Annotated in this window: 19 protein-coding genes; 7 read left to right on the top strand and 12 right to left on the bottom strand. The window is 63.2% G+C overall.

Translation table 11 applies throughout. From position 1 onward, the window contains the following. Positions 1-139 precede the first annotated feature (139 nt). From HJC04_RS16815 to HJC04_RS16805, 3 genes are all read right to left on the bottom strand, one after another. Positions 140-1,576: an FAD-binding oxidoreductase gene (locus tag HJC04_RS16815; protein WP_221146681.1), complete on the bottom strand. Its 1,437-nt coding sequence runs from the start codon at positions 1,574-1,576 to the stop codon at positions 140-142. A 33-nt stretch (positions 1,577-1,609) separates the two neighbouring features. Continuing rightward, positions 1,610-2,584, bottom strand: a complete 975-nt coding sequence (locus HJC04_RS16810; RefSeq protein ID WP_221146749.1) for an L-threonylcarbamoyladenylate synthase — start codon at positions 2,582-2,584, stop codon at positions 1,610-1,612. Between the two features lie 68 nt (positions 2,585-2,652). Continuing rightward, positions 2,653-3,261: a DUF6656 family protein gene (locus HJC04_RS16805; RefSeq protein ID WP_210628971.1), complete on the bottom strand. Its 609-nt coding sequence runs from the start codon at positions 3,259-3,261 to the stop codon at positions 2,653-2,655. 404 nt (positions 3,262-3,665) lie between these two features. Between HJC04_RS16805 and HJC04_RS16800 the strand changes: the two genes are divergently transcribed. Both HJC04_RS16800 and HJC04_RS16795 read left to right on the top strand, forming a co-directional pair. Then, positions 3,666-4,910 (top strand): aromatic ring-hydroxylating dioxygenase subunit alpha, encoded by a 1,245-nt coding sequence (locus tag HJC04_RS16800; RefSeq protein WP_210628970.1) that lies wholly within the window; start codon positions 3,666-3,668, stop codon positions 4,908-4,910. Positions 4,911-5,036: 126 nt separating this feature from the next. Next, a complete protein-coding gene (locus HJC04_RS16795; RefSeq protein WP_210628969.1) occupies positions 5,037-5,486 on the top strand; it encodes a BA14K family protein in 450 nt (149 codons plus the stop codon). 133 nt (positions 5,487-5,619) lie between these two features. On the opposite strand, the gene HJC04_RS16790 is transcribed toward HJC04_RS16795, so the two are convergent. Continuing rightward, on the bottom strand, positions 5,620-5,883 hold the full coding sequence (locus tag HJC04_RS16790; RefSeq protein WP_064805928.1) for a DUF982 domain-containing protein: 264 nt from the start codon (positions 5,881-5,883) through the stop codon (positions 5,620-5,622). 386 nt (positions 5,884-6,269) lie between these two features. Next, on the bottom strand, positions 6,270-7,265 hold the full coding sequence (locus HJC04_RS16785; protein ID WP_210628967.1) for a transporter: 996 nt from the start codon (positions 7,263-7,265) through the stop codon (positions 6,270-6,272). A gap of 206 nt (positions 7,266-7,471) precedes the next feature. Between HJC04_RS16785 and HJC04_RS16780 the strand changes: the two genes are divergently transcribed. The 3 genes from HJC04_RS16780 (at position 7,472) to HJC04_RS16770 (ending at position 12,296) form a co-directional block, all read left to right on the top strand. Further along, complete coding sequence (locus HJC04_RS16780) at positions 7,472-9,247, top strand: acyl-CoA dehydrogenase (RefSeq protein WP_221146680.1); 1,776 nt, start codon at positions 7,472-7,474, stop codon at positions 9,245-9,247. Between the two features lie 10 nt (positions 9,248-9,257). Further along, the gene (locus HJC04_RS16775; RefSeq protein WP_221146679.1) at positions 9,258-10,010 is read left to right on the top strand and encodes a crotonase/enoyl-CoA hydratase family protein; all 753 of its coding nucleotides are present in this window, start codon (positions 9,258-9,260) and stop codon (positions 10,008-10,010) included. 204 nt (positions 10,011-10,214) lie between these two features. After that, entirely contained in the window at positions 10,215-12,296 is a 2,082-nt protein-coding gene (locus HJC04_RS16770) for a methyl-accepting chemotaxis protein (protein WP_221146678.1), read from the top strand. Positions 12,297-12,360: 64 nt separating this feature from the next. Here the strand turns inward: HJC04_RS16770 and HJC04_RS16765 are convergent, their stop codons facing one another. Together HJC04_RS16765 and HJC04_RS16760 are read right to left on the bottom strand one after the other, a co-directional pair. Then, the gene (locus HJC04_RS16765) at positions 12,361-13,611 is read right to left on the bottom strand and encodes a class I SAM-dependent RNA methyltransferase (RefSeq protein WP_221146677.1); all 1,251 of its coding nucleotides are present in this window, start codon (positions 13,609-13,611) and stop codon (positions 12,361-12,363) included. Beyond that, positions 13,608-14,393, bottom strand: coding sequence for a TlyA family RNA methyltransferase (locus tag HJC04_RS16760; RefSeq protein WP_221146676.1), 786 nt, complete (start codon positions 14,391-14,393; stop codon positions 13,608-13,610). Before HJC04_RS16760 ends, HJC04_RS16765 begins: the two co-directional genes overlap by 4 nt. A 227-nt stretch (positions 14,394-14,620) precedes the next feature. On the opposite strand from HJC04_RS16760, the gene HJC04_RS16755 reads away from it, so the two are divergent. Further along, positions 14,621-16,564: a methyl-accepting chemotaxis protein gene (locus HJC04_RS16755; RefSeq protein WP_210628961.1), complete on the top strand. Its 1,944-nt coding sequence runs from the start codon at positions 14,621-14,623 to the stop codon at positions 16,562-16,564. A 298-nt stretch (positions 16,565-16,862) separates the two neighbouring features. Here HJC04_RS16755 and dxs read toward each other — a convergent pair whose 3' ends face one another. Continuing rightward, a complete protein-coding gene (gene dxs, locus HJC04_RS16750) occupies positions 16,863-18,779 on the bottom strand; it encodes a 1-deoxy-D-xylulose-5-phosphate synthase (RefSeq protein ID WP_210628960.1) in 1,917 nt (638 codons plus the stop codon). Positions 18,780-19,043: 264 nt separating this feature from the next. Between dxs and HJC04_RS16745 the strand changes: the two genes are divergently transcribed. Beyond that, a complete protein-coding gene (locus HJC04_RS16745; RefSeq protein WP_221146675.1) occupies positions 19,044-21,020 on the top strand; it encodes a phospholipase D-like domain-containing protein in 1,977 nt (658 codons plus the stop codon). A gap of 25 nt (positions 21,021-21,045) precedes the next feature. Here HJC04_RS16745 and HJC04_RS16740 read toward each other — a convergent pair whose 3' ends face one another. From HJC04_RS16740 to HJC04_RS16725, 4 genes are all read right to left on the bottom strand, one after another. After that, positions 21,046-21,969, bottom strand: coding sequence for a pirin family protein (locus HJC04_RS16740; RefSeq protein ID WP_210628958.1), 924 nt, complete (start codon positions 21,967-21,969; stop codon positions 21,046-21,048). 89 nt (positions 21,970-22,058) lie between these two features. After that, positions 22,059-22,826, bottom strand: a complete 768-nt coding sequence (locus tag HJC04_RS16735; protein ID WP_221146674.1) for an SDR family NAD(P)-dependent oxidoreductase — start codon at positions 22,824-22,826, stop codon at positions 22,059-22,061. Between the two features lie 87 nt (positions 22,827-22,913). Continuing rightward, entirely contained in the window at positions 22,914-23,165 is a 252-nt protein-coding gene (locus HJC04_RS16730; protein WP_039618216.1) for an exodeoxyribonuclease VII small subunit, read from the bottom strand. 2 nt (positions 23,166-23,167) lie between these two features. After that, on the bottom strand, positions 23,168-24,103 hold the full coding sequence (locus tag HJC04_RS16725; RefSeq protein ID WP_221146673.1) for a histone deacetylase family protein: 936 nt from the start codon (positions 24,101-24,103) through the stop codon (positions 23,168-23,170). Positions 24,104-24,333 lie beyond the last annotated feature (230 nt).

Here is a 24,333-nt window from a genome sequence, read left to right as displayed (position 1 = left end):
AGCTAATCCCATACTCCGTCATCCCAGGCCTTGAAGCCTGGGATGACCGAGTGTGAGGTCGACGGAAGAGCCAATCAGGGCGCTCGACAACGGTCCGTGCCCGCAGGCGGACGAGGGACAATTCCCTGACTGCCGCCGCTCACGCCTCGAGACTGACGACCTTTCCCGGGTTCATGATATTGGCCGGATCGAAAGCCCGCTTGATGCGGCGCATCAGTTCGATCTCGATCGCCGGGCGGATCGCCGCCAGTTCGTCGCGCTTCAGCTGGCCGATGCCGTGTTCGGCCGAAATCGAGCCGCCATGGGCGAGCACCATCTCATGCACGATATGGTTCATTTCGCGCCAGCGGGCGATGAAGGCGGCCTTGTCGGCGCCGATCGGCTGGGAAATATTGTAATGAATATTTCCGTCGCCCATATGGCCGAAGGCGCAGATGCGCGCGCCCGGCATGGCCGCTATGACGGCTCTTTCCGCTTCGGCCATGAAATGCGGGATCTTCGACACCGGCACGGACACGTCGTGCTTGATCGAGCCGCCTTCCGGCTTCTGGGCGTCCGACATGCTCTCGCGCATATGCCAGATCGCCTTCTGCTGGGCGACCGATGAGGCGATCGCGGCGTCCAGCACCAGACCGGCCTCGAAGCCCTGCTCCAGCACGCCATTCATCATCCGCTCCGCCGTTTCGGCTGAATCCGATGTCGAAATGTCGATCAGCACGTACCAGGGGTAAGCCGCTTGCAGCGGATCGCGGACGCCGTCGATGTGGCGCGTGGTGATCTCGACGCCGAAGCGCGGCATCAGCTCGAAACCGGTCAGCGATGTGCCGCAGAGGCTGGCGGCAAGATTGAAAAGCGCAAGCGCATCCTCGACCGAATTGAGGCCGGCGAACGCAACCTGGTGGCCGAGCGGCTGGGGAAACAGCTTCAGCACCGCCCCGGTGATGATGCCGAGCGTGCCTTCGGCGCCGATGAAGAGATCGCGCAGGTCATAGCCGGTATTGTCCTTCTTCAGGCGGCGCAGGCCATCCCAGATCTCGCCGGTCGGCAGCACCACTTCGAGGCCGAGGCAGAGCTGGCGCATATTGCCATAGGCAAGCACGGCCGTGCCGCCGGCATTGGTGGAGAGATTGCCGCCGATGCGGCAGGAGCCCTCCGAGCCGAGCGACAGCGGAAAGAGCCGTCCATGCGCCTCGGCCGCCTTCTGCACATCGGCAAGGATGGCGCCGCCATCGGCGACCAGCACATTCGCCACCGGGTCGACGTCGCGGATCCTCGTCATGCGTTCGAGCGACAGGATGATGTCGGCCTGGCCGGTGCGCGGCGTCTGGCCGCCGACGAGGCCGGTATTGCCGGTCTGCGGCACGATCGCCGTTCCGGTCTCGGTCGCAAGCTTCATGATCTCGGAGACTTCCTCGACCGAACCTGGCTTCAGCAGGAGAGGTGAGGAGCCATGATAGAGCCCGCGGTTTTCGATCAGATGCGGCGCCAGATCGGCGTCATCGCGCAGCGCATATTTTTCGCCGACGATTGCGGCGAAACGGTCGAGAAGATCGGTGGAAATGCCGGCGCTGTTCATCTGGTCGATCCTCTATCGCTTCTATCAGGTCAGTCAGTCGCGGGGCGCGGCGGCCCTTTGCAGCCGGTCGTTGATGGCTTCGCCGAGTCCGTCGTCCGGAATGGGCGAAAAGGCGATGCTCGACACCCCGCAGGCATCGGCTCGCTTCATGTAGTCGAACAGATTGGCCGCCGCTTCCGCCAGATCGCCGCGCGGGCTGAGGTCGAGGGCGATGCGTGCCTGGCGCGCGCCTTCGACCGCCGCACCGCCGAAGACGATCAGCGCTTCGCCGGGTTCCACCGCCGTCGCATTGAGGCGCACGCTGGCGCCCGGCGCATAATGCGAGGCGAGCATGCCGGGCGCCTCGATTGCCGCCGATGCCTTTTTCGCGCGCAGCAGCGGCTGGCCCGCCACGCGCTCGATCTCGCGCGCCGCCAGCCCGCCGGGCCGAAGCAGCCGTAGCCGGCCACCCTCCGCCTTGACGATTGTCGATTCGACGCCGACCGCGCTCGGTCCCGCGTCGAGGATCAACGGGATTCTCGCCCCGAGATCGGCTTCGACATGGGCCGCACTGGTCGCGCTGATGGCGCCTGAGGTGTTGGCGCTGGGAGCTGCGAGCGGCCGTCCGAAGGCGCCGATCAGGGTGCCGGCGAAGCCCTTGGGCACGCGCACGCCGACGCTGTCGAGGCCGGCGGTCGCCAACGCGTGGATCGGGCTTTCAGCCTTCAGCGGCAGTACGAGCGTCAGCGGGCCGGGCCAGAAGGCTTCGGCGAGCGCCCGCGAGACGGGGTCGAACTCGGCATGCTGTTCGGCCATCTCGAGATCGGCCATATGGCAGATCAGCGGATTGAAGCGCGGCCGACCCTTGGTTTCGTAAATGCGGGTGATGGCGGTCGGATTGGTGGCGTCGGCCGCAAGGCCATAGACCGTCTCTGTCGGCATGGCGATGGCAAAACCTTGGGAAAGAGCGGCACAGGCCGCTTCGAGCGCCGCCTGCCTGTCTGCCCTGATGTCGATGATGCGTGCCATATGCTGCCCGTGTCTGGTTCCGGCAGTCATTAGGCTTTCCGCGGCCGGCGATCAATCGCCTTGTTGGCTCACAGTTGGCGGATGATTTCGCGCAGCTGTTCGTTGCGGGCGCCGAGCAGCAGGATGTTTCGGATCGCCGCCTGCGGATCGTGGGTGCGAAAGAGCAGCCCATTGCCGCGCACCGAGCGGTCGATGGTCATCTTTTCGGCGGAATCCTCCCCAGGCTTGATCGCGACGGCGAAATACATCCGGGAATAGCCGACGTCGATCCGTTCGAAGAAATTGTCGTTGTCGCCGATATCGGAATAGAAATTGGAGATGTAGAAGGCCCAGCTCACCTCTTCATAATGGGCGAATTTGGTGCGCGCCGCGGTGACGTGGCAATAGCCGAGATGCGGGCTGTCCTGCAGCGTCCGGTGAAAGATCATCTTCGGAAACTGGATCGAGTGGTGGAAGCCGTTGATGTGCTGATGCGTCTTCTCGCCGGCCGCCTCCAGCTTGCGGCCGGTCTTTGCGGCGACCTCGTCATGGGTGAGGTAGCGCCTTTCCTCGGCCAGCCAGTGCCGCCGTTCGCGGGGGATGCGGCCGGTGCGCAGGAATTCGGAATGCGCGGCGACCAGTTGCCGCTCCTGCGGCCGGATTACTTCTTTCGCGTCGAAATAGCGGAGTCTGGCCATGGTTTACGTGCTTCGTCGGTCTGAGGTCGACAGCAGGATAAGAGCGTATGCTTAAAGCGGTATTAAGAGGCGACCGGCGCATCGGCGGAAGCCGGCGATGTCGTAAATGCGACAATCACCAATATCGGGGAGCCGCCCTCTTTGCCAATCCGGTCTTTACGCAATGTCGCAATTGACGATAATTGCCTGCAGAGTCCGACATCGGGTCGATCGCGAGGGGCTGTGTCGAAGCCTCGGCGCATCCTGTCGTCAATTTCGAAGCCGATGTCGCATTACAACCAAGCGGCAGGAATGCCAGGTGATTAAATGGCGTCATGAACAATTCTCCCGCAGGAGAAGGAAGCAGGCGCGCTTCCATAGCCTTCCGCTTGAAGGCGCGGCAGCCGGTGCACGAGGACATGAAGATGGATATTCGCAGCAACGTATTACGTCAGCTCAAGAACCGCCGCGAGGGCTTCAGCCTCGAACAGCCGTTCTACACCGACGAGGATTATTTCAAACTCGACATGGAGATGATCTACTATCGCGACTGGCTGTTCATGGGCCATGATTGCGAGTTGCCGAAGCCGGGCGCCTATTTCACCGTCCAGATCGGCTCTTATCCGGTCGTCATCGTCCGTGGCCGTGACAATGTCATCCGCGCCTTCCACAACAGCTGTCGTCATCGCGGCTCGCGCGTCTGCACGAAGGAGCACGGCTCTTCCGTGCGTCTCGTCTGCCCCTATCATCAGTGGACCTACGATCTCGACGGCAAACTTGCCTTTGCCCGTCACATGGGCGACGATTTCGACAAAACCGGCTTCAATCTGAAGCCCGTCCACTGCGAGAGCGTGGCAGGCTATATTTTCATCTGCCTCGCCGACACGGCCCCGGATTTCAAGCCGGTGCGCGACAAGATCGAGCCCTATATGGCGCCGCACCGGATCGGCGAGACCAAGATCGCGTTCCAGAGCACGATCATCGAGAAGGGCAACTGGAAGCTCGTCTGGGAAAACAACCGCGAGTGCTACCACTGCGCCGCCAATCACCCGGAACTCTGCCGCACCTATCCGGAAGCGCCGAGCGTCACCGGCACGGACGGCGGCGCCGACGATCCGGAGATCGCCGGCCATTGGGCGCGCTGCGAGGCCGCCGGCCTGCCGAGCAAGTTCCAGATTTCGCCGGATGGTCAGTTCCGCACCGCCCGCATGCCGTTGATCGAGGACGCCGAAAGCTACACAATGTCGGGCAAGCCCGCCGTGCAGCGCCGGATATCCGACGACATCTCGATCAATCGTATCGGCACGATGCTGCTCTTCCACTATCCGACGACGTGGAACCATCTGCTCGGCGACCACGCCATCTCCTTCCGGGTGCTGCCGCTCAACGCCAACGAGACGGCGGTGACGACCAAGTGGCTCGTCCACAAGGACGCGGTGGAGGGCGTGGATTACAATCTCGAGGAACTGACCCACGTCTGGACCGAGACCAACGACCAGGACCGCCGGATCGTCGAGGAAAATGCCTTCGGCATCCACTCGCCCGCCTATGAGCCCGGCCCCTATTCCGCCCTGCACGAGGGCGGCGTCATGCAGTTCCTCGAGTGGTATTCGAACTTCATGGTGAACCGCCTGCAGGGCGACCAGGCGAAAATCTCCGCCGTCGCTTGACCTCTGTCGGTTGAGCGGGCCAAGCTCTACTCATCCGGAAGCTGCCGATTCCGGCGGCTTTTGGAACCATTCTCGCTCGTAAGCGTTGCAGGGCAAGCAGTGATCGCTGTTGAATGGGAGAGAGAAATGATCGGGCTGAGAAACAGGATGGTAACCGCGGTGCTGGCCGGTGCTATCGTTTTGACGAGCTTCGTGCCGTCGCAGGCAATCCAGATGCCGGCCGCGCCGCAGGTGGGAAAATCCTCGGCTGTCGAGAATGTCCAGTACTATTACCGACGTGACTATTACCGGCCCGGCTATCGCCCCGGCGCCTATTACCGGCCCGGCTGGTATGGCGGCTATCGCGGCTATTCCTACTATCGCCCCGGCTACCGCCACTATAACGGCTACTGGTATCCGCTCGCCGCCTTCGGCGCCGGCGCGGTCATTGCGGCTCCGCGCTACGCCGCGCCCGCGCCGCGCATGGGTTCGGCTCACGTCGCCTGGTGCGCGAACCGCTACCGGTCTTACCGCGCCTACGACAACACCTTCCAGCCTTATGACGGCCCGCGCCAGCAGTGCTATTCCCCGTATTGATAGGTGCCGATGCTACCCCTGACCCCCTCCCCATGAAAACGGGGAGAGGGGACGTGTCGAAGCTGGGGAGCGGTAACGAGACGGCGGTGGCATGAAGAAGCCCGTGAACCCATTTCATGGTCGGCTGCGATAATCAGTGAACGACGGTGATCACCGAAATGCCTGCCTCCTTGGCAGCACGAATCAGCGCTTCTCTCGCGTCCTCGGCCGGAAGGTCCCCATGGATCGCATCGCGGCACGCCATAACAGCCGTAAGATATTCTTCGCCGTCGTCGAACGGCCAGCAAGCCGTCAGCATCTGGGCCGCCTCCCAAAGGCTCGCGATAAGCTTGTATTTTTCTGGCCCGTTCACAACGAGCATCAGCGGGCTGAATTCTCCAGGTGTGTGCCACTTCATGACATCAGGCCTCCCCACGGTGAACATATTAGTAACCGTGCAAGAACCGTTCCGGGCGAGGTGGTGGCATAAGCCAGTTGAGCACTCTGCCACCGCCGAGGCAGAAATCAGATGAACGAAGCGTCGCAATGGTGACAGTGGCCGCGTCCCACATGACGCGATAGGCGCAATGTCGCGCCATCCGCTGCGTCGGCGGCGAATTTGGCAACCCTCCCTCATCCCAGGCCTTGAGCCTGGGATCCATGGCCACTGCGGACCAGGGCAGCGTGGATCCTCGGGTCAAGCCCGAGATGACGTAGCGTTGGATGAGCTCTGTGGCAAGTACCGCGACGTTTGATGGTATAGAAGCGACTGCGCCTCCCGACAGTCACGTCTAACTCTCACCCTCAAAGAATATTCACCCGCCGCAGCAGCCACCAGGCAAACGCAATCGAGGCGATGATCAGGATGACGGCGTATTCCGTGCCGTAATCGCCGACGGCGAAGGGCAGGTTGGCGGTGTTCATGCCGAAGAAACCCGTCACCAGCGTCGGCGGCAGCAGGAAGGCGGTCATGATCGACAGCAGATAGAGGTGGCGGTTGGTCTCGGAGGATTGTTTGGAATCGATTTCTTCGTGCAGCAGGCGGGCCCGGTCCTGCAGCGCGTAGACATCGTGGTCCACCGTTTCCAGCCGGCTCGTCAGCCGCCGCGCCACGTCCTCGAAGCCGAAGGGCATTTCATCGTCATCGGCCGCCGCCGCGCGGCGCATCAGCGCCAGCACCGTGCGCAGATGCCGGTGCAGCCGGACCACGGTTCGCCGCACCGGCGCCAGCCGCCGGCGCTCGTCGCGCGGCGCATTGTCGTAGACGATATCCTCGATCTGGTTCAGCTCTTCGGTGAGCTCGATGACGATCGCAATCAGCGTGCGCTGGAACTCGATCACCAGCAGCTCGAACAGATCGACCGGCCGCGAGAATTTGCCCGGGTTCTTCTCGATCAGTGTGCGCGCCCGTTCGACGCTGCGCAGCGGCTGCAGCCTTGTGGTGATGATGAAGCGATCCGACATGGCGAAATGCAGCCAGCCGAGATTGTTGGTGTCCTGGTCGAAATCGCGCTGGCAATCGACGAGCGTGCCGTAGAGCATCTGCTCGTCGACGGTCAGCGCCGCATGCGTGTCATGCGTCGTCAACGCCGATTTCGCGTCTTCGGTCAGTCCGTCAAGCGTCTCGAGCAGGGCAGGTACACGGGCATCGACGAGGTTGAGATGCAGCCAGTAGAAGCAGTTCTCGGCGGTCAGATCCGCCACCGTCGCGGTGTTGGTCAGCCGCACCGCCGTCTTTTCATCCGGCGAGAAACGATAGGCCCAGACGAAACCGGGTATGTTGACGGGCAATGTATCCATTGGTCGCCGTTCCTTTGCGAGGGCGATAGATTGTCTTCAGTTCTCCATGCCGTCCATGGGCGCCGCTGTGCAAGAGGAAAGCACCGCGCCAGTGGAATTATCGCATCGCGCGTTATGAATCAAAATTGACGTTTACGTAAAAATCAACTAGCCCTTGCCGGGGAGGGCTTTGCATGCGGTGCAGGTACCCCACGGAGGAGGAAGCAATGTACAAGGCGCCCGTCGAGGAAATCGCGTTCACATTGAAGCATGTAGCCGGCATGAGCGAGGTGATGTCGAATGGTCTTTTCGGCGATCTCGGCGAGGATCTCGTCGACGCCATCCTGGCCGAGGCGGGACGTTTTGCCACAGAGGAAGTGGCGCCTCTCGCTGAAATCGGCGACCGCCAGGGCGCCCGCCTGATTGACGGCGAGGTCCGGCTGCCGGATGGCTGGCGTGACCTCTACCGCAACTGGATCGCCGGCGGGTGGAACGGCCTGACGGCGCCTGAAGCTTTCGGCGGCCAGGCTCTGCCCGATATGCTGAATGTCGCAGCGCTCGAAATGTGGAATTCCGGATCCATGGCTTTTGCGCTGGCTCCGACGCTGACGATGGGCGCGATCGAGGCGGTCAGCACCCATGGCAGCGCGGCGCTGAAAGAGAAATATCTGGCAAAGATGGTGTCGGGCGAATGGACCGGCACCATGAACCTGACCGAGCCGCATGCCGGCTCTGATCTCGGCGTCCTGAAAGCCCGCGCCGAACGCAGGCCCGACGGCAGCTATCGCATATCAGGCCAGAAGATCTTCATCACCTGGGGTGAACACGACGCGGCCGACAACATCATCCACCTGGTGCTGGCGCGGCTGCCGGATGCGCCGGCCGGCACGCGCGGCATCTCGCTCTTCCTGGTGCCGAAGTTTCTGGTGAACGACGACGGCTCGCTCGGGACCCGCAACGATCTCTTCTGCCATGCGCTGGAGCACAAGCTCGGCATCCATGGCTCGCCGACCTGCACGATGATTTATGGCGACGGCCGGTTCGGCGACGAAAAGGGGGCGATCGGCTGGCTGGTCGGCGAGGAGAACAAGGGGCTCGCCTGCATGTTCACGATGATGAACAATGCCCGCCTGGCGGTCGGCATGCAGGGGGTGGCGATCGCCGAGGCCGCCACTCAGAAGGCTATCGCCTATGCCGGCGAACGCACACAGGGCAAGGCCCCGGGCTGGTCGGCCGCCGGCATGAGCCCGATCATTGAACATCCTGACATCGCCCGCATGCTTCTCACAATGAAGGCGCTGACCCAGGGCTCGCGCGCCATCTCCTATGCCTGCGCCCATGCGATCGACATGTCCCGCCGGGCAGGCGACCGCCGCCACTGGCAGGAGCGTGCCGCGCTGTTGACGCCGATCGCCAAGTCGTTTTCAACCGATGCCGGCGTCGAGGTCGCCTCGCTCGGCATCCAGGTGCATGGCGGCATGGGCTTCATCGAGGAGACCGGTGCGGCCCGTTATCTCCGCGACGCCCGTATCGCGCCGATCTACGAGGGCACCAACGGCATCCAGGCGATCGATCTCGTCACCCGCAAGCTGCCGCTTTCCGGCGGCGATCAGGTAAAAGGCTTCATCGCCGAGTTGAAGGGGATCGCCGACGGTGTCCGCCGCTCGAATCTCGATGGTTTCGGCGAGACAGGCGCGCGGCTCGATGCAGCCATCGCCGACCTTGAGCAGGCCACGGCCTGGCTTCTGGAGGCGCTGGCAGACGACAGAACCGCGGAAGCGCTCGCCGGCGCCACGCCCTATCAGCGACTGTTCGGGCTGGTGCTCACCGGCTGTTATCTCGCCAAGGGGGGCCTGGCCGTGAGCGGCGACGGCAAAGCCGAGGGCCGAATCGCGCTCTGCCGCTTTGCCGCCGAAAACCTGCTCGCCGAGACCGCAGCCCTTCGCGACCGAGTCGTCAATGGCGCGGCAAGCCTTGCCGCCGCCCGCATTCTGCTTGTCTGAGGAAAACTCCATGACCGATCACATCATCGTCGAGCAGCCTTCCGCCCATCCCGGCGTCCAGCTCATCCGCTTCAACCGGCCGGAAAAGAAGAATGCGTTCACGCGGGCGATGTACCGCAGCATGACCGATGCGCTGAATGGCGCCAATGCGGACGCGAAGATAAGGGTGACGGTGTTCCTCGGCACCGATGGCAGCTTTTCGGCCGGCAACGACATCGCCGATTTTCTGGCCGCCGCAACGGGCGGCGGCATGGGAGAGGAGCTGATCGATTTTCTCTACGCGCTCGTCAGATCCGAAAAGCCGCTGGTCTCCGGGGTCGACGGCCTGGCGATCGGCATCGGTACGACCCTCAACCTGCATTGCGACCTGACGATCGCTTCCGACCGCAGCCAGTTCCGCACGCCCTTCGTCGATCTGGCGCTGGTGCCGGAAGCGGCGTCCAGCCTGATTGCTCCGCGCATCATGGGACACCAGCGGGCTTTTGCCATGCTCGCCGCCGGAGAGACCTTCAGCGCCGAGGACGCACGGGAAGCCGGGCTTGTCTGGAAGGTGACGACGCCGGAAGAGGTTGAAAGCCAGACGCTGGCTGCTGCCGCAAAGCTTGCCGCCAAGCCGCCCGAGGCGCTGCGCATCGCCCGCGAGCTCGTCCGCGGCCCGCGCGAGGAAATTATCGCCCGCATCGATGAAGAGGCTCGCCATTTCTCAGCCCGGCTGAAAAGTGCAGAGGCGCGGGCCGCCTTCGAAGCTTTTATGCGACGTTGAGCCCCTATAATCTAACGGTTCTTGATGAGATTTTAAGCTCCTTTTAAGTATAAGCTAAATAACTAGAGCGCGACGGATTCCTCGGCCGTCCGGGCGCATGATGTGCTTGACCCCCTTGTTCAAATTCATCCAACGGTTGCCGCCGCCCATTTGGCAGCGTGCTTAACCGTTGCGCCCCCGAATCTATTTGAAGGAGTGCATGGCATGACAAAGAAGACCAATCTGATGACGCGCATCCTGGTTGCAGCGTCTATCGTGGTTCTAGCCGCTTTCGCCGCCTTTTCCTATTATATCGATTACGTTCAGCGTAGCGTGACCACCTCTTCAATCGAAGCGAATATCAAATCCTCGGGCGAGCAGGCTGCCCACAGCCTTGCCAACTGGATGAATGGGCGCGTCATCCTGACCGCCATGGTAGGCGATGCTGTCGGTAAGGCGGTCGATCGCGACAGCGTGCGCAAAGTCCTGCAGAATGACGTGCTCGTCACTCAGTTTGTCAGCACCTATTTCGGCGATGAGCAGGGCGTCTTCACATCGTGGCCCGACCTGCCGCTGCCGGCGGGTTACGATCCGCGCAAGCGCCCCTGGTATCAGGATGCCGTCAAGGCAAATGCTCCCGTGCTGACTGAACCCTATACCGATGCATCCAGCGGCAATCTAATCATCAGCACCGCGGTCCCGGTTTCCCGCGACGGCAAGCTTGCCGGTGTTGCCGCCAGCGACTTCTCGCTGGAAACCATGGTCAAGATGATCAAGGAGATCAATCTTGGCGGGCAGGGAGAGGCTTTCCTCGTTAATAGCAGCGGCCAAATTCTCATCCACCCCGATGCAAAGCTGGTGACGAAGACATTGGCCGATGCCTTTCCGACGGTCACCCCCTCGATCGGCGGCAGCCTCACAGAGACCGAATTTACCGGCAAACCGGTGCTCGTGTCCTTCGTACCCGTCGAGGGTCTTCCGACTGTAAAGTGGTATCTCGGCTTCGTGGTCGACAGCGACAAAGCCTTCGCCACGCTCAACCAGTTCCGCATCGCGGCCTTCGTCGCCACGTTTCTGGCCGTCGGCATCATGATTGCCGCCATGGCATGGCTGTTGCACGGCCTCGTCATCCGTCCGATCACGGCGATGACCGCCGCCATGCAGAAGATTGCCGGCGGAGATCTTTCCGCCGCCATTCCGGGCGAGGAACGCCATGACCAGATCGGCTCGATGGCGGAGACCGTTGCCGTGTTCAAGGCCAATGCCATCGACCGGGAGCGCCTGGAAAGCGAGGCTGAGCAGGGTCGCTCGCTGACGGAACGCGAGCGCCGGGAACGCGAAGCGCAGAAAACGCGTGAGGCCGCGGAGATCCGTGAGGCCGTCGATGCGCTTGCTGGCGCGCTCGGAGCACTTTCCGAAGGCAATCTTGCCCATCGCATCGATACGCCTTTTGCCTCCCACCTCGATCGCTTGCGCAGCGACTACAACACCTCGGTCGCCAAGCTGGACGCTGCCCTCCAGGCCGTCGGCAGCAATGCCCACGCAATTGACGCTGGAGCGACGGAAATCCGTACCGCCGCGGACGGTCTTGCCCGCCGCACCGAACAGCAGGCCGCCTCCGTCGAGGAAACGGCTGCCGCTCTGGAAGAGATCACCACGACCGTCAAGGATACCGCTCGCCGCGCCGAAGAGGCCGGCAGTCTGGTTGGCCGCACACGCAACGACGCCGAACATTCGGGCGAGATCGTCAGCAAGGCCGTCGATGCCATGACCGGCATCCAACAGTCCTCGGAGAAGATCTCAAGCATCATCGGCGTTATCGATGATATTGCCTTCCAGACAAACCTGCTGGCTCTCAACGCTGGCGTCGAAGCCGCACGCGCTGGTGAAGCCGGCAAGGGTTTTGCCGTCGTTGCCCAGGAAGTGCGCGAACTGGCCCAGCGTTCGGCCCAGGCCGCCAAGGAAATCGAAGGCCTGATCATGACTTCGAATGCTCAGGTTCGTTCAGGCGTCACACTCGTCGGCGATACCGGCAAGGCGCTCCAGTCGATTGTTACGCAGGTGCAGGAAATCAGCCGCCATGTCGAGGCGATTGTGATCGCCACGCGTGAACAGTCGACAGGCCTCGCCGAGATCAACACTGCCGTCAACACAATGGATCAGGGCACCCAGCAAAATGCAGCCATGGTCGAGGAACAGACGGCCGCCAGCCATGGTCTTGCCCAGGAGGCCGCGAAACTGATGCGGCTTCTGGCGCAGTTCAGACTCGGCGCTCAGGAAGCGTTGGCTGTCCGCCGCGCAGCTTGACAAAGGTTATCATCGGAGATGCCCGCTCTCGCCGCGGGCGTTTCCGATTGCCGAATGACGCCGGTTACTTCTCCAGCGTCGCCACCACCTCGACATGCGAGGTCCACAGGAACTGATCGATCGGCGTCACCCCGGTGATGCGGTAGCCGCCCTCGACGAGGATCGCCAGATCGCGCGCCAGCGTCAGCGGATTGCAGCTGACCGCGGCGATCTTCTTCACCGCCGATCGGGCCAGCTCCTTGCACTGGAACTCCGCGCCGGCGCGCGGCGGGTCGAAGACGACGGCGTCATAGGGCTTCAGCTCCTGCGTCATCAGCGGACGGCGGAAGAGATCGCGCTTTTCGATCGTCACCGGCTTCAGCCCCTGGGTATTGCGGGCGGCCTGGTCGAGGGCTGCGAGCGCCTTCGCCTCGGCTTCGACCGCATGGACGCGGCCGACCCGCGCCAGCCTGAGCGAAAACGTGCCGGCGCCGGCAAAGAGATCGGCGATCCGTTTCGATTTCCCGGCATGGGCAAGCACCAGCTCCGCCATCGCCTCTTCCGCCGGCTTGGTCGCCTGGGCAAAGCCGCCTGACGGCGGCGAAACCGAGACACCGCCGAAATCGACGAGCGGCTTCGACGGCTCGACCAGGATCTCGCCATTCACCGTCACGCGGGCGATGCCGCGCAAGGCCAGCACGGTTTCGATCGCCTTGCGCCGCTGCGGGTCGGAGAGTTTCTTGATCTCGTCGACCGCCAGGTCGAGGCCGGAGAGCGTTTCGAGCACCGCGATCCGGAAGGGGTCGGCGCTGGACGCGAGCGACGCGGCGATCGCCGTGATCGCCGGCAGCCGGGCAACAATGCCCGGAGACGAGATCGGACATTCCTCAATGGCGACGATATGATGGCTTTCGGCCTGGTTGAAGCCGATCAGCATATCCTTCTCGGTCTTGCGCGCCGCAAACACCACGCGCCGGCGCTCGCCCGGCCGGGCCGGAACGATCTCGCCGACCTCAGGCGTCAACCCCTTCGATCTCAGCGCATCGATGACCAGCTGTCGCTTGAAGGCGCGGTAGGGGCCGTCTGCCAGATGCTGCAGTGTGCAGCCGCCGCAGGTGCCGTTGACGCCGTCGGGACCGAAATGCCGGCAAGGCGGCTCCTGCCGGTCGGGTGAGGGCGCCGCGATCGACATGATCGTGCCATGGCTTTTGACGCGGGCGATCGCCACTGTTTCCCCCGGTAGGGAAAAAGGTACGTAGACCGGCCCCTCGGCCTGGTTTGCAATGCCATCGCCCTGGGCGCCGAGTTTCTCGATCGTGACGGTTTCGGTGCTCACGCTTTCAATCCTGCCAGAAGGTATTCCCGATTGCCGTCGCCGCCTGGTATCGGCGAGGGGATGAGGCCGAGGCTCTTCCAGCCCATGTCCTCGGTGAACCAGCGCTCCAGCTCGGAGGCAACCGCGGGAGCAGAGGAGGGATCTTTCAAAAGCCCGCCCTTGCCGATCGCCTCGCGCCCGGCCTCGAACTGCGGCTTGACGAGCAGCACGGCAACGGCGCCCGGCGCAGCGAGATCAAGCGCCGGCGCCAGCGCCAGCTTCAGCGAGATGAAGGAGACGTCGGAGACGATGAAGGTGGCGGGCTCGCCGATATCGTCGGCGCTGAGACTGCGGGCGTTGAGGCCCTCGCGGTTCGTCACCCGCGGATCGGCCGAGATCCGCGGATGCATCTGCCCATGCCCGACATCGATGGCGGTGACATGCGCAGCACCCCGCTGCAGCAGCACCTCGGTGAAACCGCCGGTGGAAGCGCCGATATCGAGACAGTGATGGCCGGCAGGATCGAGCCGGAAATGGTCGAGAGCGGCGGCGAGCTTCAATGCGGCGCGTGAGACGTAAGCCTGTGCCGGGTCGTGGATCTCGATCTCGGCATCGTCGCCGAAGAGCGCGCCGGCCTTGGTTACAAGCTGGCCGCCGATCCTGACGGTGCCGCGCTGCACGGCGTCGCGCGCCCGCGAGCGGCTGGCAAAGAGGCCGCGGGAGACGAGAAGCTGGTCGAGGCGTTGGCTGTTCTGAGCTGACATCGGCTGTGAATGACCGGCAAAGCCGTCGGTTGCAAGCATTTTATTCCCTGCGGATTGCCGGGCAATTCCTGAGGTGCGCAATTTAAGCAAATTTAAAGTCTGCCCGCATAGGGTCGGCACGATTACAGCGGTTGGTTCAAACCGCTTGGCGCCATGAAGGCGCAGGCGTCTTCCGCCGATCATGTTTCCGATTCCCAGTCTCTGCGGTTGCGCCTTGTGCGCGGCCGTCTCTCGCCGCGTCGACTGTCGCCAGGAGAAATTCATCGATGTCTGCCAAAAATATATCCTTGAACGGGAAGCTTGCGGCCACGTTCGCAGCCCTCATTCTGATCTTCGTGTCCGTTTCGGCTTTCGTCTATTCGAAGGCGACGGCGTCGGCGGCCGCCTCCGCCGAGCAGGAAAAATCGGAGCTGCTCGTCAATCAGATCGATGATGCGCTGCAGGCCATGCTCGAGCAGGCGGTCAACCTGCGCGGCTTCATTCTCTTCCGCAGCGACAGCACCTATGGCGACGTCTTCGCCAATCGCGAGCGCATGCTGAAGGCGATCGCCGCCGCCAGGCAGACGGCGGCGGGCGAGCCGCAACTGGTCGAGATGATCGACGGCATGCAGAAGGCCGCCGACCTCTATTTCCATGAACTTGCCGAACCGCAGACCAAGGCGCGCAAGGAAACCGACATGCCGATCGAAGAGGTCGTCAAGATCGGCGTCAACGCCACCAAGGGTCAGCTCGATGGTTTCCGCCAGGCGTCCGCCAAGATCAAGGCCACCGCCCGCGAAAAGTCGAATGCGCTCGCCGCGATCCGGGCCGATGCCAACAGCGATCTGACGACGACGCTGCTGGCCGGGGGCATCGTCGCCTCGCTTGCCGCCACCCTTCTTGCCTGGCTGATGTCGCGCACCATCGTCCGCCCGGTCGTCGGCATGACCGCCGCCATGGATCGTCTCGCCGGCGGTCAGAACGACATCGAAGTCCCGGCCGTCGAACGCGGCGACGAAATCGGCCGCATGGCCCAGTCGGTTCTCGTCTTCAAGCAGGCGGCGATCGAGAAGCTGCGTCTTGCCGGTGAAACCGACCGTATGCGCGACGATGCAGAGCGCCAGCGCCAGGCAAGCGATGAGCAGAAGGCGCGCGAGGAGGGCGAGCTCCGCTACGCCGTCGACGCTTTGGCCGGTGGCCTGGCCGGCCTTGCCGTCGGCGATGTCGCCGCCCGCATCCAGACGCCCTTCGCATCGCAATATGACAGCCTGCGCAACGACTTCAATAATGCCGTGGAAAAGCTTCAGGCGGCACTCCAGTCGGTCGGCCGCAATGCCTCGGCCATCAATGCCGGCGCCGGCGAGATCCGCTCGGCCGCCGACGATCTTGCCCATCGCACCGAGCAGCAAGCCGCCGCGGTCGAAGAGACCGCCGCAGCGCTCGAGCAGGTGACGACGACGGTGCGCGACAGCGCCAAGCGCGCCGAGGATGTCGGCAATCTCGTCGAGCGCACCCGCCTCGGCGCCGAAAAATCCGGTGATGTCGTCCGCAAGGCGGTCTCGGCAATGCAGCAGATCGAAAAGTCCTCGGGCGAAATCTCCAACATCATCGGTGTCATCGACGACATCGCCTTCCAGACCAACCTCCTGGCGCTGAACGCTGGCGTCGAGGCCGCACGCGCCGGTGAGGCAGGCAAGGGCTTTGCCGTCGTTGCCCAGGAAGTGCGCGAACTGGCGCAGCGTTCCGCCAAGGCTGCAAAGGAAATCAAGGACCTGATCACCAATTCCGGCACCCATGTCCAGACCGGCGTCACGCTGGTCGGCGAAACCGGCAAGGCGCTGGAAGCGATCGTCGCCGAGGTGCAGGAGATCAACCGCAACGTCAACGCGATCGTCACCGCCACGCGCGAACAGTCGATCGGGCTGCAGGAGATCAACACCGCCGTCAACAACATGGATCAGGGCACGCAGCAGAATGCGGCGATGGTCGAGCAGCAGACCGCTGCAAGCCATGCGCTTGCCCAGGAAGCAAGCGCCCTGGACGAGCTGCTGCGCCAGTTCAAGCTCGGAACCGAGCCTGCCGCTTCGGCCCAGAGGACGGCAGTCGCGACACCTGCCTCCCGCCCGGTCGCCTCTCCGGCCCGCGCCCTTGCCAGCCAGGTCACCAAGGCCTTCGCCGGGCGCCAGGCAACCGCCGCAGCTGCGGTGCAGGAGGAGTGGACGGAGTTCTGAGAGCGCTCAGAGTGGGATGCTAGATGAAGAGGGCGGTGCAGTGATGCGTCGCCCTTTTTCGTTGGAGGGACCGCAGATAAACACGAGAATCATACAGCGATCCACTGCGCCAGCGACGCGTTGGGCAAATACGGAGATGGGAGGTGGGGGAGATGCGCCGCCCATTTATTGAGGGACTTGCGTGTGGCCCCCTCATCCGCCTGCCGGCGGCGGCGTGTCGATTCCCTCTTCTCCCCAGCGGAGAGAAGGTGCCCGTAGGGCGGATGAGGGGGCCACATGGCATGCCCTCACAATTCATCTACCCCGCAACTCCAACAGCAACACCGCGCCCGAGCGCCCGGAACACGGTCGAAACAATCCCGGCGCGGTCCAACCCGGCATGGGCGTTCATCGCTTCCGGCTTGGCCTGTTCCATCCAGATGTCGGGCATGACGAGCGAGCGGATCTTCAGGCCGTTGTCGAGCAGGCCTTCGCTCGAAAGGTATTGCATCACCTGGCTGCCGAAGCCGCCGACCGAGCCTTCCTCGACGGTGATCAGCATCTCGTGGTGGCGGGCGAGCTGGCGGATCAGGTCGCGATCGAGCGGCTTGGCGAAACGCGCATCGGCGACCGTTGTCGAAAGGCCGGCAGCCTCGAGATCTTCGCTGGCGAGCAGGCAGTCGGCAAGCCGGGTGCCGAAGGAGAGCAGCGCCACCTTGGTGCCTTCCTTGACGATGCGGCCCTTGCCGATCTGCAGGATTTCGCCGCGCGCCGGCATGTCGACGCCGACACCTTCGCCGCGGGGATAGCGGAAGGAGATCGGGCCGGCATCATAGGCGGCTGCCGTGCGCACCATGTGCTTGAGTTCGGCCTCGTCGGCCGCCGCCATCACCACGAAGCCGGGCAGGGTCGCGAGGAAGGCGGTGTCGAAGGAGCCGGCATGGGTCGGCCCGTCGGCGCCGACGAAGCCGGCGCGGTCGATCGGGAAACGCACCGGCAGGCCCTGGATCGCCACATCGTGCACGACCTGGTCATAGGCGCGCTGCAGGAAGGTGGAATAGAGTGCGGCGAACGGTTTGTAGCCTTCCGCCGCAAGGCCGGCGGCAAAGGTCACGGCATGCTGTTCGGCGATGCCGACGTCGAAACAGCGCGACGGGAAGGCTTCTGCGAGCTTGTCGAGACCGGTACCATTCGGCATGGCGGCGGTGATGCCGACGATCTTGTCGTCGAGAGCGGCTTCCTGCACCAGCGCTTCGGCAAAGACGCTGGTATAGCTCGGTGCGTTCGGCTTGACCCGCGCCTGCGCGCCCGTGATGACGTCGAACTTGTTGACGCCGTGATATTTGTCGGCAGCGGCCTCCGCCGGCGGATAACCCTTGCCCTTCTGGGTGACGACATGGATCAGCACCGGCCCGCGGCCATTGTCGCGCACATTGCGCAGCACCGGCAGCAGATGGTCGAAGGAATGCCCGTCGATCGGCCCGATATGATAGAAGCCCATCTCCTCGAACATCGTGCCGCCAGTGACGTAGCCGCGCGCGTGCTCGACGGCGCGCGTGATCGCCCGGTCGATATTCTTGCCGAGATAGGCCGTCAGCTTCTTGCCGAAGTCGCGGAAGCCCATATAGGTGCGCCCCGAAGCGAGGCGGGCGAGATAGGCGCTCATTGCGCCGGTCGGCGGCGCGATCGACATGTCGTTGTCGTTGAGGATGACGATGAGGCGGGCATCGAGGGCACCGGCATTGTTCAGCGCCTCATAGGCCATGCCGGCCGACATCGCCCCGTCGCCGATGACGGCGATGACGCGGCGGTCGGTTTTGTCGAGATCGGCGGCAATCGCCATGCCGAGGCCGGCCGAGATCGAGGTCGAGGAGTGCGCTGCCCCGAACGGATCATATTCGCTCTCGGCCCGGCGGGTGAAACCGGAAAGGCCGTTTTCCTGGCGCAGCGTGCGGATGCGGTCGCGCCGGCCGGTGAGAATCTTGTGCGGATAGCATTGGTGGCCGACATCGAAGATCAGCCGGTCGTTGGGCGTATCGAAGACGCTGTGGATGGCGATCGTCAGCTCGACCACGCCGAGGCCGGCGCCGAGATGACCGCCGGTGCGCGACACCGCATCGATCATTTCATCCCGGACCTCGCGGGCAAGCTGCGGCAGGTCGCGATCCTCGAGCTTGCGCAGGTCGGCGGGATAGACGACCTGGTCGAGCAGGGGGGTCTTCGGCAGTTGTGTCACGGGCGGGCGCTCTTTCTTGCTTTTCCTCGTTTCGCTTTATTCGATTAGATCGGGGCAAAACAAGTGCATTTCAGGAACCGAAGGTTTTCACCTTAGAGCATGGCGGAAAAAAGTGTGAGCGGTTTCGGTAGATATCACTTTCTATTTCTGTGAGTTGCATTTGCCCGTTTTTCCCAGCCGATCGAACGCGCGAAGAGCTGGCGAGCAGCTTGAATATGACACGGAAGGGTAGCAATGTTGCCTTGCTCACTGGGGAGACGGGTCATGGGAACGATTGTTGCAGCGCATGCCTATGTGAACAACGAGGTCGCCTATGTGGCCTGGGAGATAGACGACAAAATCGACGGATGCCTCGGCTTCGAAGTCGTCCGCGTGTATCTCGACGAGCAGGGAAACGTCGCGAAAAGAGCCGATGGCAGCGAGGACCGGGTGACCTGCGCCGCCTGGGTAGCCTTCAAGGGACAGCGCAATCCGCATTGGCTGCCGCAAACGACCTCGCTCTGGCCGGTGCAGAAGCTCTCCTGGCGCGATCTGACGCTGCGCAAGCGGCGCAACGAGATGAGACGACGGCCGGACGAGGTCCGCGTGCGTTACGAGATCCGTCCACTTGGCGACCTGAAGCCGGGCCTGCAGGCCGCGCCCGATCCGACACCTGAGATCGTCCAAATCAACAAGCGGGACGAAAAGGGCAGGCCGATCAGGAAGCCTGACGGCACCTTCGAGAAAATCTCAGTCAAGGCCTATGAAGGGCCGCCGCGGCCGCTCGGTTATCTCGGGCCGGCCGTCGCCTCCAATCGGGTTCATGTGACGCGCAAGCGCGGCCAGTTCGAATCGACCTTCACCAACGGTATCCTGGCTGCCCAGTGGCTGCGAAACGTCCTGCTGGAAGACGGTGTGAAGAAGCCGAACGAGCTGATCGACATGATTTCCGATCCGGCGAACGGCATCCGCAAATATCTGGCCGGCGATGTCATTCCGATGCTCAGGGAGTTCATGAATGCGCCTGGACGCTTTCTGATCGCCCTCTATGAGTTGGAGGACAAGGAACTGCTCGAGCTTCTGCTGGCCAACAAGGACAGGTTACGCATCATTCTCGCCAACACCGGCAAGGTTAGCGACGATTGGGATGTGCGCAATCATGAGGCGCGCAAGGCGCTGATTGAGGCCGGCGTCGAGATTCACCACCGGATGTTCAACAATTCGAGCCAGATCGGCCACAACAAATTCGTGGTGCACATAGCGCCCGACGGGACGCGCAGCGTGTTCACCGGCAGCACCAACTGGACGGCCACGGGACTTGCCGGCCAGTCCAACAACGCCTTGATCGTCCGCAACGATGCGGTCGCCGCGGCCTATGTTGCCTATTGGGAGCGGATGCTGGAAGATAATGCGACGCTGGAAGCTCCCGTCGAATTCGACGACGGCATGCCCGACAACCAGCAGAGCAAGGCGTTCCGTCGCTCGAACGAGACGCCGTCCATTGTGCCCACCGGCAATGGCGCTTCGGTGGAAGCATGGTTCTCGCCGAACATGCAGAGCCGAAGGAAGGGCAAGGATACACCGCCCGACCTTCGCGAGGTCTACCGGCTGATGCGCCGCGCCGAGCATGCGGTGCTGTTTCTGGCCTTCTATCCCGGACAGTCCGGCAAGGATTGCATCGTCGGCGAGGCGATCGACATCGGCCTCAAGGACCAGAAGCTGATCGTCACCGGCGCCGTTTCCAGCCCCCAGGCCATGCCCAACTATGTCCCCAGCAAAAAGAACGATCCCGACGACGAGGACGACGATGTCGACGCCACCTCGCCGCATACGTTCGACGAGGCCAACGTCTCGATCGTCCGGGCCTCGCGCATCGACGACCGGCAACTGCTGGCGGATTTCGGCGCGGAGGAACTGACGGCCAAGAAGGTCGGCGCCATCATTCACGACAAGGTGCTGGTGATCGATCCCTTATCGGATGAGTGCGTCGTCGTCCTCGGCAGCCATAATCTCGGTTTCAAGGCCTCCTACGCCAATGATGAGAACATGCTGATCGTCAAAGGCGACCGCGCCCTTGCCGAGGCCTATGCGGTGCATATCCTCGATGTCTACGACCACTATCGCTTCCGTGCGGTCGAGGCGGAACTGAAGCGCCAGGGCAAGAAGGGCTGGTCGGGCTTCCTCAACGTCGACGACAGTTGGCAGGACGGCTACGTCAATCGCACGAAGGGGGCGCTGACGCGCTATTTCGCGGCGGGTTGATTTCCAGGCGGCCGATCCGCCGCCGTCACCCCTCCGGCAGAGGCACGAATTCCTCTTCGTCACCCGGCACGATATCGAAGCGGCCAGTGCGCCATTCCTCCTTGGCCTTTTCGATCCGTTCCTTCGAGGAGGAGACGAAATTCCACCAGATATAGCGTTTCGAATTCAGCGCCGCGCCGCCGAAGAGCATTAGATGACAGCCGTCGCCGCCGGCTTCCAGCGTGATCGGATCGCCGGGCCGGAAGACCAGCAACTGATCGGCGACGAAGCGATCGCCTGCGATGACCACCTCGCCCGACAGCACGTAGACGGCGCGCTCCTCATGGCCGGCGCCGAAGGGAAAGCGGACGCCCGGCTGCAGGTTGAGATCGACATAGAGCGTGTCGGAGAACGTGCCGACCGGCGATCTCATGCCTTCGAACGAACCGATGACGACCCGGCCGCGCACCCCTGATGTTTCGATCAGCGGCATGTCGGTCTTTTCCGTATGGGCGAAGGAAGGATCGATCTCCTCCTTGTCGTCGGGCAACGCGAGCCATGTCTGCAGCCCGGACATCAGCAACGGGTGGCCGCGCAGATTGTCCGGCGTGCGCTCGGAATGGACGATGCCGCGGCCGGCCGTCATCAGGTTGATGTCGCCGGGACGGATGACCTTTTCGGTGCCGAGGCTGTCGCGATGGCGGATCTCGCCGTCGAAGAGGTAGGTAACGGTCGACAGGCCGATATGCGGATGCGGCTTGACGTCGAGCGCCTCATTGGGCTTCAGGATCGCCGGTCCCATGCGGTCGAAGAAGATGAACGGCCCGACGAGCCGCCGCTGCCGCGTCGGCAGCGCGCGCCGCACCTGGAAGCCGCCGATGTCGCTCGTGCGCGGAATGATCAGGTTCTCGATCGCATCGCAGGCGAAGGCATCGCCGGGCAGGGGATCTTTACCGGGAAAGAAGGACATGAGGGATCTCCGCTTGCAGGGACGTCGACCACAAATAGTCCCTGCAGCGCCGCGCGTCCAACAGGATGTGCCGAAGAGGCTCCATGATGTCAGATCGCGGTGAAGCCGTTATCGACGAAGAGATGAGCGCCATTGACGAAGCTCGATTCATCGCTGGCGAGATAAAGGGCGGCGCGCGCCACGTCTTCCGGTTCGCCGATCCGTCCCTGCTGCGCGGCAATGGCGGCATCCGAAACATCGACGCCGAGCGCCTGCAGGTCGGCGACCTCGCGCAGCCCGTGCGGCGTGCGGATGAAACCGGGGCAGACGGCGTTGCAGCGGATGTTTCGGTCGCGGAACTCGACGGCGATGGCGCGGGCGAACATGTGCACCGCGCCCTTGGTGGTGTCGTACAGCACTTCCATCGGGGTGGCGGCGACCGCCGAGATCGACGAGGTGCAGACGATCGATCCGCCGCCGGCGGCGATCATCTTCGGCAGCACCGCCTTGGTCATCAGGAACATCGAGCGCACATTGACGGCGTGCAGCCAGTCCCATTCCTGAAGCGTCGTCTCCAGGAAAGGCTTGATGACGATGGTGCCGGCATGATTGAAGAGGACCGTCACCGAGCCATAGCGTTCCTCGACGCCGGCCACGGCGGCATTGACGGCGGCTTCGTCCGAGACATCGGCCGTCCAGCAGTCGGCCTCGCCGCCGTCATCACGGATCTGTTTCACCGTCTCGGCGGCCGCCTGGCCATTGCGGTCGATGATCGCAACGCGCGCGCCTTCGGCCGCAAACAGCTTCGAGGCAGCCCCCCCCATGCCGGTCGCGCCGCCCGAGATGATGGCGACCTTGCTCTTCAATCTGTCCGTCATTGTTTGTCCCCTGATGGTTCCGGAAGGGGATCATAGATCGACCGAAAGCCGATCGCCAAGCGTCTTCAAGTGCCGCGTTCGCTACGCTCAGGCGCCGTCCAGCGGCTCGACGCCCTGTGGCCTGCCGGCGCGGTCGAGCCTGATCTTCTCGATGCGGTTCTCGGCCGCCGAAAGCAGCGTCTCGCAATGTTTCTTCAGCGCTTCGCCGCGCTCGTAGATCTCGATTGATTCATCAAGCGCCACGTCGCCGCGTTCCAGCCGGGCAACGATGCTTTCGAGTTCGGCGACCGCCTTTTCGAAGGAAAGGCCTGATACTTCAGGCTTGGCGCTGTCAGTCATTCTCAACCCTTCATCATTCTCAGAATATGCATGCCCGCCGATTCGGCCAGCCCCTCGAGATCATAACCGCCTTCGAGCAGGCTGACGACCCGGTTCTTCGCGTGCCGGTCGGCCAGTTCCAGGACTCTGCCCGTCGCCCAGTCGAAATCCTCGCCCGTCAGATTGATCTGCGCCAGCGGGTCGCGGTGATGCGCGTCGAAGCCGGCGGAGATGATGATCAGATCCGGCCGAAAATCGTCGAGCGCCGGCAGCACGCGCGATTTGAACGCTTCGCGGAAATGGTCGCTGCCGACATTCGGCGAAAGCGGCGCATTGACGATGGTATTGTGCTTGCCCTTCTCCTCCTTGGCGCCGGTGCCGGGATAGAGCGGCATCTGATGCGTCGAACAGAACAGCACCGAGGCATCGTCCCAGAAAATATCCTGGGTGCCGTTGCCATGATGCACGTCCCAATCGACGATGGCGACGCGCTCGGCGCCATGCCTCTTCTGCGCATGACGGGCGGCGATCGCCGCATTGTTGAAGAAGCAGAAGCCCATCGCCGTCATCTTCTCGGCGTGATGGCCGGGCGGACGCGCGGCGACGAAGACATTGTCGGCCTGGCCGGAAAAGACATCGTCCACCGCCGCCATCGCCCCGCCGATCCCGGTCAGCGCCGCCTGCAGGCTCTTGACGCTGGCATAAGTATCGGCTTCGAGCTGGTTGATCCGATCCTCTTCCTCGGGGATTTCCCGCATCACGGCGGCAAGATGCTCCTCCGGATGCGCCAGCAGCACCGCATCCTCGCTCGCCTCAGGCGCCTGCCGGCGCTCCAGCCGTTCGAAATTCGGATGTTCCAGCGCGACATTGATGGCGCGGATCCGGTCCGATCGCTCCGGATGGCCGGCGGGCGTCACATGTTCGAGGAAGATCGGGTGTTCATAAAGACGGGTGCTCATGGAGACACTCTATCGGCCGCTTCTGTCATGATCCACAGCAGATGGGGCATTGCCCGCCGATTTCAACAAGTGCTCCCGCGGCGGTTTCGCACGCTATCGGACGCGAACCGTTCAGCCCATTGTTTGCACCGGTCGCATCGTCGCACCGGCGCGCCTTCAACAACCTGCAAGCCAGGCTCTAACGCTTTGAATCAAATCTGTTTCGATCCAATCAATTATGCAGTAATGTC

The organism is Rhizobium sp. NLR8a, assembly GCF_019685235.1.
Taxonomy (GTDB): domain Bacteria; phylum Pseudomonadota; class Alphaproteobacteria; order Rhizobiales; family Rhizobiaceae; genus Rhizobium.
This window is presented reverse-complemented; position numbering and strand designations above follow the sequence as displayed.